The organism is Beijerinckia mobilis (genome assembly GCF_000745425.1).
In the GTDB taxonomy this organism is placed as follows: domain Bacteria; phylum Pseudomonadota; class Alphaproteobacteria; order Rhizobiales; family Beijerinckiaceae; genus Beijerinckia; species Beijerinckia mobilis.
In genome coordinates this window covers 24,702-42,049 of the sequence record NZ_JQJH01000018.1, presented here as the reverse complement: position 1 = coordinate 42,049, position 17,348 = coordinate 24,702, and the positions used below count along the sequence as shown (strand labels likewise).

16 protein-coding genes are annotated in these 17,348 nt (G+C 57.5%); 15 read left to right on the top strand and 1 reads right to left on the bottom strand.

Annotated features, from left to right (window positions below; all coding sequences use genetic code 11):
* Window positions 1–346: 346 nt before the first annotated feature.
* The 3 genes from DL88_RS13685 to scpB all read left to right on the top strand — a co-directional run bounded on the left by DL88_RS13685 (window position 347) and on the right by scpB (window position 4,355).
* Window positions 347–2,008: an SPOR domain-containing protein gene (locus tag DL88_RS13685; protein ID WP_034997062.1), complete on the top strand. Its 1,662-nt coding sequence runs from the start codon at window positions 347–349 to the stop codon at window positions 2,006–2,008.
* 467 nt (window positions 2,009–2,475) lie between these two features.
* Window positions 2,476–3,387: a segregation and condensation protein A gene (locus DL88_RS13680; RefSeq protein ID WP_370736397.1), complete on the top strand. Its 912-nt coding sequence runs from the start codon at window positions 2,476–2,478 to the stop codon at window positions 3,385–3,387.
* 248 nt (window positions 3,388–3,635) lie between these two features.
* A complete protein-coding gene (gene scpB / locus DL88_RS13675) occupies window positions 3,636–4,355 on the top strand; it encodes an SMC-Scp complex subunit ScpB (RefSeq protein ID WP_051955979.1) in 720 nt (239 codons plus the stop codon).
* Window positions 4,356–4,478: 123 nt separating this feature from the next.
* On the opposite strand, the gene DL88_RS13670 is transcribed toward scpB, so the two are convergent.
* A complete protein-coding gene (locus tag DL88_RS13670; RefSeq protein WP_034997059.1) occupies window positions 4,479–4,718 on the bottom strand; it encodes an FmdB family zinc ribbon protein in 240 nt (79 codons plus the stop codon).
* A gap of 538 nt (window positions 4,719–5,256) precedes the next feature.
* On the opposite strand from DL88_RS13670, the gene DL88_RS13665 reads away from it, so the two are divergent.
* The 12 genes from DL88_RS13665 to DL88_RS13610 all read left to right on the top strand — a co-directional run bounded on the left by DL88_RS13665 (window position 5,257) and on the right by DL88_RS13610 (window position 17,347).
* Window positions 5,257–5,502, top strand: coding sequence for a twin-arginine translocase TatA/TatE family subunit (locus DL88_RS13665; protein WP_034997057.1), 246 nt, complete (start codon window positions 5,257–5,259; stop codon window positions 5,500–5,502).
* Between the two features lie 270 nt (window positions 5,503–5,772).
* Window positions 5,773–6,318: a Sec-independent protein translocase protein TatB gene (gene tatB / locus DL88_RS20845; RefSeq protein WP_084705188.1), complete on the top strand. Its 546-nt coding sequence runs from the start codon at window positions 5,773–5,775 to the stop codon at window positions 6,316–6,318.
* Window positions 6,319–6,373: 55 nt separating this feature from the next.
* Complete coding sequence (gene tatC, locus DL88_RS13655) at window positions 6,374–7,165, top strand: twin-arginine translocase subunit TatC (protein WP_034997055.1); 792 nt, start codon at window positions 6,374–6,376, stop codon at window positions 7,163–7,165.
* Between the two features lie 81 nt (window positions 7,166–7,246).
* The gene (gene serS, locus DL88_RS13650; RefSeq protein WP_034997141.1) at window positions 7,247–8,569 is read left to right on the top strand and encodes a serine--tRNA ligase; all 1,323 of its coding nucleotides are present in this window, start codon (window positions 7,247–7,249) and stop codon (window positions 8,567–8,569) included.
* Window positions 8,570–8,608: 39 nt separating this feature from the next.
* A complete protein-coding gene (surE, locus tag DL88_RS13645) occupies window positions 8,609–9,421 on the top strand; it encodes a 5'/3'-nucleotidase SurE (protein WP_051955982.1) in 813 nt (270 codons plus the stop codon).
* Between the two features lie 9 nt (window positions 9,422–9,430).
* Window positions 9,431–10,150 (top strand): protein-L-isoaspartate O-methyltransferase family protein, encoded by a 720-nt coding sequence (locus tag DL88_RS13640; RefSeq protein WP_084705187.1) that lies wholly within the window; start codon window positions 9,431–9,433, stop codon window positions 10,148–10,150.
* 277 nt (window positions 10,151–10,427) lie between these two features.
* Complete coding sequence (locus tag DL88_RS13635; RefSeq protein WP_051955978.1) at window positions 10,428–11,906, top strand: LysM peptidoglycan-binding domain-containing M23 family metallopeptidase; 1,479 nt, start codon at window positions 10,428–10,430, stop codon at window positions 11,904–11,906.
* A gap of 135 nt (window positions 11,907–12,041) precedes the next feature.
* Window positions 12,042–12,470 (top strand): DUF3775 domain-containing protein, encoded by a 429-nt coding sequence (locus DL88_RS13630; RefSeq protein WP_084705185.1) that lies wholly within the window; start codon window positions 12,042–12,044, stop codon window positions 12,468–12,470.
* A gap of 54 nt (window positions 12,471–12,524) precedes the next feature.
* Window positions 12,525–13,328 carry an adenosylcobinamide-GDP ribazoletransferase gene (cobS, locus tag DL88_RS13625; RefSeq protein ID WP_034997052.1) on the top strand — a complete coding sequence of 268 codons (804 nt, stop codon included), beginning with the start codon at window positions 12,525–12,527 and terminating at the stop codon, window positions 13,326–13,328.
* A gap of 534 nt (window positions 13,329–13,862) precedes the next feature.
* Window positions 13,863–14,777: a flagellin N-terminal helical domain-containing protein gene (locus DL88_RS13620; RefSeq protein WP_034997050.1), complete on the top strand. Its 915-nt coding sequence runs from the start codon at window positions 13,863–13,865 to the stop codon at window positions 14,775–14,777.
* Window positions 14,778–15,083: 306 nt separating this feature from the next.
* The gene (fliF, locus tag DL88_RS13615; RefSeq protein WP_034997048.1) at window positions 15,084–16,730 is read left to right on the top strand and encodes a flagellar basal-body MS-ring/collar protein FliF; all 1,647 of its coding nucleotides are present in this window, start codon (window positions 15,084–15,086) and stop codon (window positions 16,728–16,730) included.
* A complete protein-coding gene (locus tag DL88_RS13610) occupies window positions 16,727–17,347 on the top strand; it encodes a FliH/SctL family protein (RefSeq protein ID WP_034997045.1) in 621 nt (206 codons plus the stop codon). Before fliF ends, DL88_RS13610 begins: the two co-directional genes overlap by 4 nt.
* Window position 17,348: the final 1 nt, after the last annotated feature.

Here is a 17,348-nt window from a genome sequence, read left to right as displayed (position 1 = left end):
CTTAGCGATTTAACCTTATCGGAAATGCTCCAGTAGGGACGTTCAGGTAGATCCAATCTGCGCTCGGCCGCAGTGCCACAAAACAACGGCCCTGTAAGATGAGATGCTCGCGTGCTTTGGCCGCAGCAGCGGATAGTGCGGCGTTATTGCATTCGCCTTGTGCCCTTTGGGCACGCGTTGGAATTTTAAGAAAAATTTCAGGGCTTCTCCAGCATTAAGAAGCGGGCGGGATCTGTCGGCGCGGTTAAGGTTTCGCACGGCATGTTTTGATAATCGACGCGATGAACAGGATGCGGTGGTCTGGGCGTGAAGCTCTGGGTTGCAGTGCGAAGGGAGATTGGAAGTCATGAGCGAATCTGTTGCGAGACGGCGCCCGATGATCGATCTGGAAGAATTCGAGCGCCGCTTGCGCCAGCCTTCCACCCAGCACAACAAGGATGGCCGCGCCTTGAGCGAACTCGCGCGTTTGTCGGACGTCGAGGAAGATCCCTATAAAGCCGTCTTCGATCCTCCGCCGCGTGAACAGCCCCAAAATCCTTATCAGGATCAGCATTACGATCCGCCGCTTGATCGCGGCTGGGAACCCATGGCTCCTAATGTGATGCCGAATGTTGATCCGAACGTCGGGCCGGGACCGGCGCCGAGAAAATCCGGCCGTGTCGATTTCGCCGCCATTCAGGCGGGTCTGCTCGGTTCTCTTGATCCGGGCGTACAGGTGCCACCGGAAATGGCGCGCGGTTCACAGGCTTATGCGCCGCATGCCTATGCCGATTTGGGGCAGCGCGGAGCCGCTGCTCAACCCGCGTCTTATGATGCTCGTCATGGAGGAAGCCAGGGCGCGGGCATGGTGGCGGGCCAGGCGGCGCAGACCTATGCCAATTATGGCTACGACCAGAATGCCGGAAATGATTATACCGCTGCTGCCTATCAGCGCGTCTATCCGCAGGCCGAAGGCAATGCCAATCTCTGGCCTTATGATGAAGTGGGTGATCCTTCGGGTTCTGCCGAGGCGACCTATAGCGGCCATTCCTTCGACGAGCCGCGTTCACGGCGTCCGCTTTATATCGTGGCCGGTATCATCGTCGCGGGTCTGGTCGGCATAGGCGCTAGCCTCACCATGCGCGGCGGCAAGGTGACCGACCCCGAAAATGTCGCCACGATCATGGCTGATAGCGGCCCGATGAAGGTCCAACCTCCTGCTCCAGCTGGCGGCGAGACCGTTACCCAGGATAGTTCGCTGCTTGAAAAAGCGGCGCCGACCACGCCCCCGGCCCTGACGGGCCATCAGGAACGGCCGATCGATCTCAGCCAGGCGCCGATACGCGATGCACGCAGCGAGCCTCTGGCTGCCGCTGATACGGTCGCGGCCGCCAGCGTGCCTGTGCCTGCGGCTCCCCCGTTGCCGCAATCGGCCGGTGTTGAAAAGCCGCAACAGACTCATGAACTCGCGCCGCAGCAGTCGCAGAGCATTGCATCGCTAATCGAACCCAAAAAGGTCAAGACGATCTCCGTCCGTCCGGATGGGACATTGGTGCAGAATGAGACGCCATCGCAGCCGGCCGCCTCGGCGATGCCCGTGCCCAAGCCTGTGGCGTCGCCTGCGAAAGCGGTGGCAACGCCGAAATCCACCGCCAGGGTAACTTCAAAGGATCCGGTGGCGGAGGCGATTCGCGGGGTGGGGACCACGACGGCCGCGGGCGCTACCGCTAAGGCGCAGCCCGTGCAACATGCGAGCGCGACACCGGAGGCGGCCGGGGCTGCGGGAGGCAATTTCGTGGTGCAATTCGCGGCGCCGACCTCGGAAAAGGAAGCCCGTGACATTCAGATCAAGCTCGGCCACCAATATGGGGCCGCGCTTGCAGGTCATCATACCTCGATCCACAAGGCGGTCAGCGGCGAGCGGACTGTCTATCGCGTGCGGGTCGTCGGTCTTTCCCATGAATCGGCCACCAGCCTGTGTCAGTCGGTGCAGGGCGCCGGCGGCAATTGCTTCGTGGCCAAGAATTAGCGAATTTTCGCTTTTGAATCGCATGATGATGCCATTCAAAAGCGTCGAAAAGCGCCCGATTTCTTCAATGAAAGCCGTTCGGAACCATCCGGACGGCTTCATGCCGTCTTGATGTCACATGATCCCAAATCTCGATGAGCCTCCCATCGGCTCCATTGGCCGGGAATCCGAAAGCTGATAATCTGATTCGCGAATGCGGATGTTTTGGGTTGAATCGCAGCGTAGCGATAGCGTCTCAAATCCGCGCTATTTTCGAAATGGGCCGATGCGGAAAGCATCTCCGTCCTGACAGTGCACAGACTTCCAGAGCGTTTTTTGACGAGCTTGAATCGCTTCGCGATTCTCGAGCATTCAAAATGCTCTTGTTTTTTGAGTGGAGTGTTTCTGGAACGATCCGAAACGCTCCGGGCCGGAAGGAACGGCCGCCTGGAGTACGGGACGGGATCGGCAGCGGGGGATCGACAGGCTTGGCGCAGGATGAATTCGAAAGCGTGCTCAATGAGGAAGGCGAGCAGGGCATCGAGACCTCTGCCTGCCGGGAGATGTCCTTCATCGTCGAACTCGAAGGGTTCGAAGGGCCGCTGGATCTTCTGCTTGATCTCGCACGCCGGCAGAAGGTCGATCTGCACAAGATCTCGGTCCTGGCGCTCGTCGAGCAATATCTCGCATTCATTGAGGAGGCGCGTCATCTGCGCCTTGAACTCGCCGCCGATTATCTGGTGATGGCAGCCTGGCTTGCCTTTTTGAAATCCCGTCTGTTGTTGCCGCAGGACAATGCCAATGAAGAGCCGGTCGCGGAAGAGGTTGCTCGCCTTCTCGCGGCGCGTCTGACCCGGCTCGAGGCATTGCGCGCCGCGGCGGATGAAATTGTCAGCCGGCCGCGCCTTGGCCGCGATAGTCTTCTGCGTGGTAATCCGGAAACAATCGAGAAGGTCACGACCCCGCAGTGGGAAACGAGCCTGCACGAATTGCTGGAGATTTACGCGAGCCGGCGTGAAAATCGGCCTTTCCCGCGCACGAAGATCAAGGGTCCGACAGTGGTCACCTTGAAACAGCGTGCCGTCTGGTCACTGGTGCAGGCGCGTGCCGAGCTTGAGCGGCTGATCGGCGCCGTCACGGACTGGAGCCCTCTCGACGCCTATCTCATCCATTATTGCACGAGCCCGGAAATGCGCCGCACCGTGCGCGCGTCGTCGCTGTCGGCCATGCTGGAAATGGCGCGTGAAGGCCTCGTCGAGATCCGTCAGGATGCGCCTTTCGCGCCTTTATGGGTCAAAAGCTCTACCAAAGGGCAGAGGAACGGGCCGTCTGAGGAAAATCGCGAAGAAAGTGACGGGGGCAGAGTGGAGGCCGAAAAGCGGCGCTCCCACAGAGCCTGAATGCGGCAGGTCGCTCCCAGCGCTATTTGAACGACGTTTCGATTTTCCTTGGATTTTCACCTTGAATTTCCGCCTTTTCCGGAGAAAAGCGAAAAGCTGGAAAAAGCCGAGGCAACGCGTGCGGAGATCGTCATTTTCATCCGCTCTCCCGGCTTTTTCCGAAATCTTCCAACTATAATGTCATGGTTCGGGGTGGACGCAGTTGCGCCGGGTTCGAATTCGTGACCGGTAAAGGAGTATTGCGCCGAATGACGGAGCTTCCATCCGTGACCGAAGTGGCGGACGCGCATGAGCAGACAATGCCGAGCGCAACCATGATCGAGGCAAAGCGGATCACTGAGGCCCTTTTGTTCGCGGCCGGCGCCCCGCTCGCCGAGAGCGATATTGCGAGACGTCTTCCAGCCGGGAGCAATGTTGCGGAAGTCATTGCCGCAGTGCAGGCGGATTATGCCCCGCGCGGCGTGAATCTCATCAAGGCGGGCGGCAAATGGCTGTTTTGCACGGCGGCCAATCTTTCTTATCTCTTGAAAGATTCCGAGACGGATATCCGCAGATTGTCTCGCGCCGCGCTCGAGACTCTGGCGATCATCGCCTATCAGCAGCCGATCACTCGCGGCGAGATCGAGGAAACGCGCGGCGTAACTCTCTCCAAGGGTACGCTCGACGTGCTCATCGAGACCGGCTGGGTCTATCTCCGTGGGCGCCGACGCGGTCCCGGGCGGCCGATGACCTATGGCACGACGGAGGCTTTTCTGCTGGAATTTGGGCTCGCGAGCCTTGCCGATCTGCCCTCGCTGAGGGAATTGAAGAAGACGCTGGCGGCGAAGGGGACTTCCCGTAAGCCGCGCACCGTCGCGGATGACCTGGTTGACGAGGTCCCGGAAGAGATGGATGGCCCGGGAGTTGGTGCGGATAATGCGGTCATTGCGCTTGCTGCTACCCTTACCGCCGAGAGTTCTGAACAATAGATCGCCCGCAAGGGCAGGGGCCTCCTGAAGGAGATCGTCGCGTACAATCTGCCGTGGGCTTGGCCGCGAGCGTGATTGCAGACTGGTGCGCTTCGTTCTCCTCCGTGCTGCTGTCGATCCCGATCAGGCCTTACTCTTGGTATCGATTTCCTTCTTACTGAAATGCGACAGGTCGCCTTCCTTCTGTGCCTGTTTGCGCCAGGAGGCGGCTATGGCCGGATATTTGATTTCGACACAGATTTTGGACACCATCTGCTGCAAATTTGTGCTTTGGCAGCTTGGGCAGGCCGGAACATCGGACGAACGGACGAGAAGCTCGAATTCATTCCCGCAATCGTTGCAATGATAAGCGTAAAGGGGCATCAGATCCTCATCAGTTGAACAGAAAAGCGGTGCCGACCCTATAAGCAGCGAGCGGGATCAGACCGCCCACGGCCAAACAGCAATGGCCGGACGTCATTGGAAGACGCCCAGATACCATTTTTTGTCCGACGACGAAAAGTCCCGGGAAGGCCGGGAGCCCGGCCGGCGCGATGAGACATTCCGCATGGAAACATTATGCCAAAGGAGCTCGATGGCGGGAGCACGGCGGCACTGCATGGCGACATGGTGAAAGAACTGCAGTGACGGTCATGCGAGAAAAGAACCGCGTTAAAGTAGCATCACTCTCCAAGTGAATGTTCTGGTTGAAGTCCAGAATTCCGCGAAACTATGGGTGTTCGTCGGAAAAACCGCATTGTCGGGGCGATTTAACGCGGAAGTGCATATTGGGCCGGACTTTGTGGTGATAATTTCAAGAATCATGCTTATCTAGCGGTTCGACATGCGGGACAGGTTCGCCGGATCCGTGTTATCAAGAGGCTAATTTACATTTCAACATTCCGCGGGGATGGAGGTTTTCATGGGCTCCCTTTCGCTCTGGCACTGGATCATCGTCGGCGCCGTCCTGTTGCTCGTCTTCGGTGGCAAGGGCAAGGTTTCCGATCTCATGGGCGATGTCGCCAAGGGCATTAAATCCTTCAAGAAGGGTCTCGCCGACGACGACGAGAAACCGGAAGCAGCCCGGCCGGTTGAGGCTCCGCGTGTGCTCGATCACCAGACGATCACAGACGCTTCCAAAGTGTCCGAAACGCATCGCGCCAGCTGAGACACGAGTGTTTCAGGGCAGCAATCGGGCCTGAGTGGTTCTATAGCCACTTCAGCTTGAAGGACGCTTGGGAGACCGCTTAGGTCCGGCGGCTGGAAATGGTTCGGAGCGCGACAAGTCTGGAGCAAGGCCGTTGGCGATAATGCTCTGATGCAGCGCTTCGTCCCGGCTGTCGTCGCCGGGCCGCATGAAGGAAATGCGGTCAACCATTGCGGGTTTTGGGGATCTTGGTTGTCAAGGTCGCGGTTCTAAGAGCGGATAACGCGTTTCATGTTTGATTTCGACGCGGGCAAGCTGATCATCATCGGCGTCGTGGCTTTGATCGTGATCGGCCCGAAAGATTTGCCGCGCGTGATGCGTCAGGTCGGTCAGGCCGTCGGCAGGATGCGGCGCATGGCGGCGGATTTCCAGGCGCAGTTCATGCAAGCCATGCATGAGGCGGATATGGAGGATATTCGCGCGAATATGGAAAAGCTTGGCGAAAATGCCAAGATTGAAGCGAATTTTCAGCCGATTCATGAAGTCCGCAATCATTTGACCGGCGCGCTTTCCTCTCCGGTCGCTTCGCCGGCTGCCACCGCGACGCCCGCCACTGAGACGCCTGCCGTCACGCCGGTTCATGAACCGATACCGCAGCTTTCCCAATCAATTCCCGAGCAAGCGATTTCCTCGCCTGCGGTTCCGGCCGTGGCCGACGCGGAATCCGCTGCATCCAATCCCGCACAATCCCAACCAGCCCAAACGGCCGAATTGGATGCGGGCGAGCCGAAAGTGGTCGAAACCGTTTCGACGGACAAGCACGGGGTTTCGGCTTGACGCGCTGCATCCTGCCCTTTTCACCTTGAGAATTTCACAGGAAACGCTTTCGGCTATGACCGACGCTGACATCGAGGCCACCAAGGCCCCCTTGATGGATCATCTGATCGAATTGCGCGCGCGGCTGATCAAGGCCCTGCTCGCCTTCCTGGTGATGTTCTTCATCTGTTTTTATTTCGCCAAGGATATTTATAATCTTCTCGTCATACCGTTTCAGAAAGCCGCCGGGCCGGACGCGAAGCTGATCTATACGGCGCCGCAGGAATTCTTTTTCACCCAGGTCCGGGTGGCGATCTTTGCCGCGGCCTTTCTCTCCTGCCCGATTATTCTCGCGCAGCTTTACGCCTTCGTCGCGCCCGGCCTCTATCGCCAGGAACGCAAAGCCTTTGCTCCCTATCTCGTGGCGACACCGATTTTCTTCATTGCCGGTGCCTTGCTCGTCTATTTTATGGTGATGCCGAATCTGCTCGGCTTCTTCATTGGCATGCAGCAGGCCAAGGAGCCCGGACGTCCGCAGATCGAGCTTCTGCCAAGGGTCAGCGAATATTTGTCGCTCATCATGAGCCTCATTCTGGCCTTCGGTGTCACCTTCCAATTGCCGGTGATCCTTACCTTGCTCGGGCGTGTGGGACTCATTGATTCGGCCTTTTTGCGCGACAAGCGCCGTTATGCGATCGTGCTTTGCTTCATCATCGCCGCCGTCCTCACGCCGCCGGATATCTTTTCGATGCTGGCGCTTGCCGTTCCGGCTCTCCTCCTCTACGAACTATCGGTTTTTTCCGTTCAGCTGATTGAAAAACAACGTGCGGCGGAAGCTCGTGCGGAACAGGCTGCGGCGAAATTCTGACCCTTGATTCTGACGTCTGCCGCCAGGGCTGGCGCATCGCTTTTCAACGATGAGGCTGGAACGGCGGCTTTGGATAGCGGCATGTTCGATATCAAATGGATTCGCGAGAATAGCGCCCTTTTCGATGCGGGACGCGAGCGGAGAGGCCTGCCGCCGCTCGCCGCGGACCTGCTTGCGCTCGATGATACGCGCCGCTCTGCCATCGCCGCCTCGCAGGTGGCCCAGGAACGCCGCAACGCTGCCTCGAAGGAAATCGGTGCGGCGATGAAAGCCAAGGATAATGAGCGTGCCGAGGCTCTGAAAGCCGAGATGGCGGAGCTCAAGGCCAGCGCGCCGGCTCTCGAGGAAGCGGAAAAACGGGCGATCGTCGTGCTTGATCGCGCGCTTGCGGAAATTCCCAACCTGCCGCTCGACGACGTGCCTTTCGGGCGTGACGAAAACGACAATCCGGAATTGCGTGTGGTGGGCGAAAAGCCCGTCTTTTCCTTCACGCCGAAAGAACATTTCGAGATAGGTGAAAATCTCGGCCTGATGGATTTCGAGACCGCGGCCAAATTGTCCGGCGCGCGTTTCGTCGTGAATAAGGGACCGCTTGCGCGGCTTGAACGGGCGCTCGGCCAGTTCATGCTTGATCTGCATACAGGCGAGCATGATTACGCCGAAATCAACCCGCCGATTCTGGTGCGTGACGATGCCCTGTTTGGCACGGCGCAATTGCCGAAGTTCGAGGAAGATCTCTTCGCTGCCCATGCCGGGCGTCTGCCGCAGGAAGGTGGTGGGGACTCCTACTGGCTCATTCCCACGGCGGAAGTGTCGCTCACCAATCTGGTGCGGGAATCGATTCTGGAAGAAAGGCAATTGCCGCTGCGGTTCACCGCCTTGACGCCCTGTTTCCGGGCCGAGGCTGGGTCGGCTGGCCGCGATACGCGTGGCATGATCCGCCAGCATCAGTTCAGCAAAGTCGAACTCGTCTCGATCGCCACGCCGGAGCAGGCGCTGATCGAACATGAACGAATGCTCGGTTGTGCCGAGACGGTGCTGAAACGGCTTGGCCTCGCCTATCGCGTGGTGACACTCTGCACCGGCGATATGGGTTTTTCGTCGCAGAAAACCTATGACATCGAGGTCTGGTTGCCGGGGCAGGGGCGTTATCGCGAGATTTCGTCCTGTTCCGTCTGTGGCGATTTCCAGGCGCGCCGAATGAATGCGCGTTACCGTCCGGAAGGCGGCAAGGCGACACGTTTCGTGCATACGCTGAATGGATCGGGTGTCGCGGTCGGTCGTGCGCTCGTCGCCGTGCTTGAAAATTACCAACGGGAAGATGGTGGGGTAAACGTGCCGGAAGCCCTGCGGCCCTATATGGGCGGCTTGACGGCGATAATGCCCGGAAGCGGGACCCGCTGATTGTGAGAGATTTGGCCGAGAAATTTGGCAAGGATGGCGATGCGCATATTGATCACCAATGACGACGGCATCAATGCTCCTGGCCTTGCCGTTCTGGAGCGGATTGCCTCCGCGCTCTCGGATGATGTCTTTGTCGTGGCGCCTGAAAGCGACCAATCCGGAGTGGCGCATTCGCTATCGCTCAGCGATCCCCTGCGCCTGCGCCAAATATCTGAACGGCGTTTCGCGGTGAAGGGCACGCCGACTGATTGCGTGATCATGGGCGTGCGCAAGATTCTGCTCGAACACAAGCCGGATCTCGTCCTTTCGGGCGTCAATAGTGGACAGAATCTCGCCGAGGACGTCATCTATTCCGGTACAGTCGCCGGTGCGATGGAAGGCACGATTCTCGGCATTCCCTCCATCGCTCTGTCGCAATGCTACGACGCTGGCACGGGAGGGCGCGACGGCATGCATTGGGATTGCGCCGAGACCTACGCTCCCTCGATCATCCGGCGCCTGCTTGCGGCGGGAATCGATCCAGACATCGTCATGAATGTCAATTTTCCCGCCTGTGCCGCGAGCGAGGTGAAGGGCTTGGCGGTCACCGCGCAGGGGCGTCGTGACGCCACGACGATCAAGATCGATGGTCGCCATGATGGCCGTCATCTGCCCTATTACTGGATCGCCTTCGCACGTGATACGCGCCAACCGGGGATCGGCACCGATCTCGAAGCCATCGCCCAAAGGAAGATCGCGGTGACGCCCCTGCGCATCGATCTGACCGACGAGCCGACCATGACGCGGCTTGCGCAGATGCTGCCGAGGGATCTCCACGATGAAGCATTGGCTTCGTCCAAGACGCCGGCATGAGCCGTTATCATGGGGCATTCCGGTCCTTCCTTCGCTGATTCTCATTGCGCCGATGCGCCTTTAGCATCCGGTGCGATCCATGAGGCGGAAAGCCGGGCCGCTTTTCTTCTGCGCCTGCGCGGCAGTGGCATTCGCGATCTCGCGCTTTTGCGCGCGCTCGAAAAGGTGCCGCGTGAGCTCTTCGTCCCGGAGGGCTGCGCCGCCTTCGCCGATAGCGATCTTGCCCTGCCGCTCGGATGCGGGCAGACAATGACGGCACCGGTGCTCATCGCGCAGATGATCGAGAAGCTCTCTGTTCTGCCACGCCACCGGATTCTCGAAATCGGGACCGGCTCTGGTTATTCCGCCGCCGTGCTTTCGCATATAGCGCGTGAAATCATCTCCTTCGAGCGTTTTGCGTCTCTCGCCGAACCGGCACGCGGCCGGCTGGCATCGCTACGTCGCGATAATGTTCTCGTCGTGACGGGGGATGGCTCGACGGTTCCGCCGGAAAGTGGAATTTTTGACCGCATCCTCATCCACGCTGCCTGCCACAACATTCCGGAGGCGCTGAGACAGCTTTTAGCTGCTGACGGGCTCATCCTTTATCCGCAGGATGAGGAACCCCAGAGCTTGAGGATCCTGCGCCGCAATGGCGAAGGCTGGCTCCAGGAGACGCTCGACGAAACAGGGCAGGAGCGCGGCTTTTTCTTTCAGCCATTGTTGCAGGGGACCGCCCGCTCTCTTTGAGGCTTTGATGCCGGTGCATTGGTGGAGGAGGTGTTTTGCCGGTCTTCCTGTGGGTTTGATCGGCCGGTGCCGGAGCCCGCCCGCCCCAACGCTTCAGGCAAGGTTAATGAGGAGTAATCTTAATTTTGGGAGGCTTTTTTCTGAAGAAGCGTTCACCTTAAACGCTCCTTTAACCCGACTTGGCCTTAATGTTCCCCACTGACATCGCCTAGTGGATTGCATTATGCGTTTTTCCTTCTCGTTGCGTGGATCGTGCGCCGCTCCCTCCAGGTTGGCGATGCGCCTTGCCCTGACTGGGGCAGCTGCCAGCCTGCTGACCGGATGTGCCAATTCCGAGCGATTGGCGAATGCCTTCAGCAATCCTTTCGAAAGTAGTTCCAGTGGAACGGATTCCACGCCGACGGGAAGCCTGGGTGGGTCCTATCAGCGCTCGGCGCCGGTGACTCCAGTGCATCGGCAAGCCTTGGGTGCGGCGATACCGCAATCCTCCCCCGTGGCGGTCCAGGCGCAGTCGCTTCCCACGCCTGCGGTTTCGCCCACGCCTGCCGTGCCGCGCGCGGTCGCCGGTGGTGCCGCTGGCTGGACGATCGAGGGCGGCACGCCGGTCGTCGTGCGGCAGGGCGAATCTGCCGCCATTCTGGCGCGTCGTTACGGAGTTCCCACCGACAATCTGGTGCGGGCCAACGGGTTTGGTTCCGCAAGCGAGATCCAGCCCGGCACGCGCGTCATCATCCCCGTTTATAATGCCGCTCTCGCCGCATCGAGCGGGGCGCATATGGCGCAAAACGCAGTCCAGGGGACGGTGCAAAAGACCACCCAGCTGGCCTCGCGCACGGCGACAGCCGCCGCCGAATTGCCGAGCCGTCTCCCAACTGTCCCCAAACCGGCGGCGCTCGCGCAGCAGGCAGAGCCTGTGAGACAAGCGCGCAATGTAGCGCAGTCCGCGACGCGGAGCGCGCAGGCCGAAGCCAATGCGGTCAAAGGCGCGGCCCGTGCGGGGCTGGCGCAAGGCCATGCGCAGGAACAGGCGGTCGTTCAGCACGCGAAGGAGATTCAGACTGCGGGCGCCCAGGTGCAGTCGCGCCTCGCCTCGCAGGTCAAGGCGGGTGCTGCCGCGCCGCAGGCGATGAAAACCGCGACCTTGGCCAAGGCTGAAACGGCGGCGAAAGCCGCTACCGGCAAAGCCGAGCATGTGCAGACCGAGACGAAAAAGGCTGTCAAATCGGCAATGCTCGAAACGCCGCGGGAGGTGAAACTGGCGGAAAAGCGCCAGCTTGAGACTCAGACGCAGCGGGTCGAACAGAAAGCTGCGCGTGCCGTCGAGCAACCGGCCGCTGAACCGGCTGAAGCACCGGCGCCAGCGAAGGCTTCTGTCAGCGACAGCGCCAATCCTGAGTTTCGTTGGCCTGCTCGCGGACGAATCATCCAGGCATTCAAGCCGGGTGGCAACGATGGTATCAATATAGCAGTGCCCGAGGGAACGGCCGTCAAGGCTGCCGAGGGTGGCGTCGTTGCCTATGCCGGTAGCGAACTCAAAGGCTACGGCAATCTGGTGCTCATCCGCCACCCCAATGGCTTCGTCTCCGCCTATGCCAATAATGGCGATCTCGAAGTCAAGCGGGGCGAAACCGTTAAGCGTGGTCAGACCATCGCCAAATCGGGCCAAAGCGGCAATGTCACTTCTCCGCAATTGCATTTCGAATTGCGTAAGGGTGCGACCCCTGTCGATCCGACGCAATATCTCGCGGGACTTTGAAAACCGTTTGCAACGGTCTCGTGCGACAAAAATGCCCCGATGGAACCTTGTTTCTGCCGGGGCATTTTTTTATGCCAGAGTAGATGTTTCAAACAGGCTTTGGGCATTCGCATTCATCAAACAGGGACGCTAGCTATGGCTAAGATGCCGCATTTGACGATCACACCGGATAAGATCGGTTTCGTCATTTCCCTGGCGCGGCAATTCGACGCCAAGGATGTGCTCACCGATGTCGATTCGGGCTCAAATCCGAGTGATGATGGCGGGGTCGATATTCTTGAGGACCAGGCCAATGATCCGGTGCAGCGGGAACTCGTAACTTTCATCCACGATCTCAATGTCGATGAACAGATCGATCTCGTGGCGCTTGCCTGGCTCGGACGCGGTGATGATACGGTCGAGGGTTGGAAGACCTTGCGGCAGACGGCGGCTGACGCCCATAACGAGCGGACCGCGCAATATCTTCTCGGCATGCCGCTGCTTGGTGATTTTCTCGAGGAGGGGGCCACGCAATGTGGCTTGAGTGTCGAGGATCTCGACGAATATGGCTCAGCCCGTCTGTGAAGCAGAACCTTGTATTTTCCTCGACAGGGCGCGCGGTTTGCTGGAAACAGGACCATGCGCCCTTCTAAACCCTTTCTGAATGACGTCGCCTTCTGCCTGCGCTTTTACACGCGCTTGCCCGTTCCAGCTTTGCCGGGTGAATATGATCCCCATGGGCTAGAGAGCGGCTTTGGCCGCTTGAAGCGGGCAGTGCGGGCGCTGCCCGCTGCGGGGGCGGTAGTGGGCGCTCTGGGCGGCTTCGTCCTTCTTGCCGCCGGCGGATTCGGCCTTGGGCCCTGGCTCGCGGCGCCTTTATCCATTCTCGCCATGATTCTCATGACCGGGGGGCTGCACGAAGATGGGCTCGCCGATTGCGCCGATGGATTCGGTGGCGGTCGAGATGTCGCGCGTAAACTTGAGATCATGCGAGACAGCCGGCTTGGCAGTTATGGGGTGCTTGCCCTCATCCTGGCCGTCTGGCTGCGAATCGCTAGCCTCGCAACCCTTGCTGAAACCAGTCTCGGTCTGGCCGTGACCGTTCTCATCGCCAGCGCCGCCTTGTCGCGGACATTGGCATTGATACCCTTGCTGTTTTTGCCGCCGGCTCGCAGCGAGGGGTCAGGTTTCAGTGTGGGCAGGCCTCATTACCTTGCGGTCCTGCGGGCTTTCGCTCTGTCCGGCTGCCTGGGATTTCTGCCATTGTTTGGTGGCGCAGGGTTTTTCCGCTGCCTTGGAGTTTTATTTCTGGGTTTCATCGCATCCTGTTTCGTCGCTTTCACGGCGCGCGCACAAATCCGTGGACAGACCGGGGATGTTGCCGGAGCCACGCAGCAAGTGGTGGAGATTGTCTGTCTACTGCTGTTCGCAGCGCATTCATGAGTCTCAGCAAAAATATTGCAGGTTGGCGGGATGGTGCGGATGGGCACCGGAAGAATGTCTATCGCTTCCGACTCGGTGAGGAATTGGTCCATCCGCGAAAATCGCTGTTCGCCGCTCCAACCATATCGTCTGTTTCGCATTGAAGGGGAACGCTGCGCGATTAGGTTCAAGTCTTGATGCGCGCGGATCACTCAAGCCGGATCATATCGCTCGCCACAGGTTGCGATCGATCGGATGCGCATAGAAAATCCATTGTTGCTGGAGCGTTTTGCAATGTTCCAGCTTTGTCGTCTGCGTCCTTGGAGGGTGAGCGGGATATCCAACGACCTTATGTCGGACCGACGGAAAAGAATAAATCACCGATCGTTAGAATATGAATGATTAGATTCAGTTCGACACAAGCTTCGCCTGCTAAAAAGAACCCATGACAGGTTGGGTCACATTGAAGGCCCAAGGGCATCAAGCCGCTCTGTTGTACCGGCGAAAATCCGGTATGTCCCAGTTTTTTCACAAATTTTCTTAAAGGGACATACAATGTCAAGCCTTCTTACCAATAGCGCTTCCATGACGGCTCTGCAGGTCTTGGGTCAGACCCAGCAGTCGCTGCAAAAGACTCAGGAGCAGATCTCGACGGGTCAGCGTATCTCCAGCGCCTCGGATAACGCATCTTATTGGTCGATTGCGACCAAAATGAAATCCAATGTCGGGGCGCTCGGTGCTGTTTCCGATGCTCTTGCGGGAAGTAACCAGCTGGTTTCTACCATGAGCACGGCAGTGCAGAGCACCATTTCCGTTCTGCAGGTGATCAAGAATGATCTTGTCCAGGCAACCAGCCCCGGCCAGGATCTCGACAAGATCGGCACTGATATTGCGGCTCAGCAGCAGCTGCTGATCAGCATCGGCCAGTCGTCGACTTTTAACGGTATCAATCTTCTCGCCGCGAGCACGACCGGCGCGGTCAATTTTGCCGCCTCTTATGATTCACGGTCGGGTGTCAGCTATCTATCTCTCGACACTGGCACCACGCTGCTGTTCACGGCAGATTCCGTCGGTGTTTACGACTCGACGGGAACGTCCGGTTATCTTGCCTCCACGGCGGGGGCATCTGGCACCTCGGTCCTCGGCTTCGCCATCGATTCTGCGACACCTATTTCGACCACCGGTACGTTCTCGATCACCAATCTTCTGAAAGATGTGGAATCGGCGATTAGCAATGTTACCAAGGCGGGCAGTATTCTTGGTGCGACGCAGACGAACATCAGTGTTCAGTCGAATTTCGTCTCGAATTTGAGCGACTCTCTGACCGCTGGTGTCGGTGCACTCGTCGATGCGAATATGAACGAAGCTTCGACCAAACTCGCCGCGCTTCAGGTGCAGCAGCAATTGGGCATTCAGGCACTGAGCATCGCGAATTCGAACACGCAGCTCATCCTCCGCCTGTTCCAGTAAGCTCTCATGATCCGCAAATAATGTGATGGGAAAAGCATGAGAGTTTTCTCGTGCTTTTCCTATGCGATAGCGAAGCCATGGTTTGTCAATGAGCCTCGCTGATCGGAACAGTCTAGTTCGCGATGGAACATTGATTTCATCTGAACATTCCCTGTGACGGCCAAAATGTTTCAGATATTTAAGTTGTTTTGATCTAGATGATAGTGGCCGCGCTGGTGATAGCGCGGCCATTTTTCTTGGTCATGTTCGCACAAGCTTTCCCCCGCATCTTTCGTAAAGATTTAGGCAAGGAATCGAGGGAAGCGAATGACGGTTCGAGAGCAAATCGAGCGTCTTTGGGCAAATCTGCTGAAGTTGGGTATGAAACGCCTGATAACGCTTGGTGTCATCGGTGTGTCCGTTTTCGCGATGACGGGGCTCGCGGGCTATTTTCTAAGCCGGCCGGCCCAAGAGATTCTTTATTCGGGTCTTGATCGGCAGGATGTCAGCAGGATTGCTTCAGCTCTGAAAGAGGCTGACATCCCGTTCGATGTCAATGCGGATGGAAATGCTGTTCTGGTTCGTTTTGGTGAAACAGCGCGCGCACGTATGCTGCTTGCAGAAAAAGGACTTCCCAATAGTCCGAATGCGGGGAATGAATTATACGACAAGCTGGGGTCGCTTGGATTGACCTCATTCATGCAGGAAGTAACTCGTGTCCGAGCGCTTGAAGGAGAATTGTCGAGAACCATCCAGCTGATGCATGGTGTAAAAGCAGCCCGGGTTCATATCGTCATGCCGGAGGAAGGGTCGTTTCGTCGCGTCCGGCAGCCACCTTCGGCTTCTGTCGTTGTGCGCATGGATTCGAATGACGAGTCGGGTGCGGCCAAGGCGATCCGGCATCTCGTTGCTTCGGCTGTGCCTGGGATGACTGTCGAGGAAGTCACCGTTCTCAATACAGAAGGTGTCTTGCTCGCCTCAGGCGCAGACACGGTGGATGGTGCTCCAAGTGGCATGATGGTGCTTGAAAAAGCAGTCTCTCGTGAGATTATCGATAATATCAGAAAAACGCTCACGCCTTATCTCGGTCTCCGTAATTTCCAGGTGAGTGTCGCCACGCATCTCAACACGGATAAGAAACAGACGAACGAGACGATCTACAATCCTGATTCAAAGGTCGAACGTTCGACTCGTGTCACCAAGCATAACCAGAACTCTCAAAATTCGACAGTCCAGTCTCCGACGACGGTAGAACGCAATCTCCCACAGGAAACGACGCGCTCCGATGATGGCAAGCAATCCACTGAAGAAAGCCAGAAGCGGGAGGAACTGACCAATTACGAGATATCCTCGAAAGTGATCAATACAGTTAGTGGTGGATATGGCATCGAGACACTTTCTGTAGCCGTTCTCATTAATCGTGCAAGTCTGATTTCGTCCCTCGGCGAAAAACCGACCCCAGAAGCGCTCACGAAGCAGATGGAGGAAATCGAACAACTCGTCGCCTCAGCGTCCGGTGCCCACAAGGAGCGTGGAGATTCAATCAAAATATCGGCAGTGGATTTCATCGATCCAAATCACGAATTGGAACCGCAACCCCCCATTTCCTTCGCGGAACTCGCCCTGAGGCAATCGTCGAATCTCGTCAATGCGGTCACGATCCTCATTGTCACGATCTTATTGATCTGGTTCGGATTGCGGCCCGCGACAAAAGCGGTTCTTGCCAATACTCGAAGTAATCCTGTCTCCGCGATTACGTTCAATAATGAGGATTTGCAGGATTTGGACGAAGAAGAGGATATTCCAGCTTCTCTTCCGTCTTGGTCGCCCCCGTCGGAGACTAATCTCATTGAAGACTTGACTGGTACACAAAGGCGTACACCACAAAAGCGACTTGAACAAATCATCGAATATGATGAACAGCAAGCAGCGGCCGTCCTCAAGCAATGGATTCACCAAGGAGAAGATGTATGAGTATAAGACCCGTAAGCGACTATCTCATGCATTTTCGTGATGTCGGTGACATTGTTGAGACTGGGACCATTGAGGAAGATGTCTATACCGACACGATAAAGGAAAACGACGTTGAAAATCGGCTTGTCGCTGCTCGTGATGAGGGGCAAGCACGAGGTCTGGAAGAGGGACGTAAAGAAGGGAAAGCACTTCTCGAAAAAGAACGACAAAATTTTGAAGTGCGCCTTTGCGATGCAAAACGTCAATGGATGAAAGAATTTGCGCAACCGTTGACGCACGATCTGCATTCTTCGTTCCAGCATATGGAAGAGGAAATAGCGGATGCGGTTGAGCGTATTTTGCGTCCGTTTCTTGCGGATAAAATACGGGAACGCGCAATCGTTGAATTGAAGACGATCCTTTCGACTTTAGGCAATCATTCGGGAGGCAATCCGATAATTATCAAAGGTCCAAAGGAGGTCCTTGATATATTGGTTGAAGGGATCTCGTCGAAGATCGAAAGAATTGATACTGATGCGGCGGTTGATCCCGAAGTGAAAATTACATTCGGTGATTCCCATATAGAGACCAGGTTACAGACGTGGTTGTCGTGCCTGACAGATCCATCGGAGTTGTGAC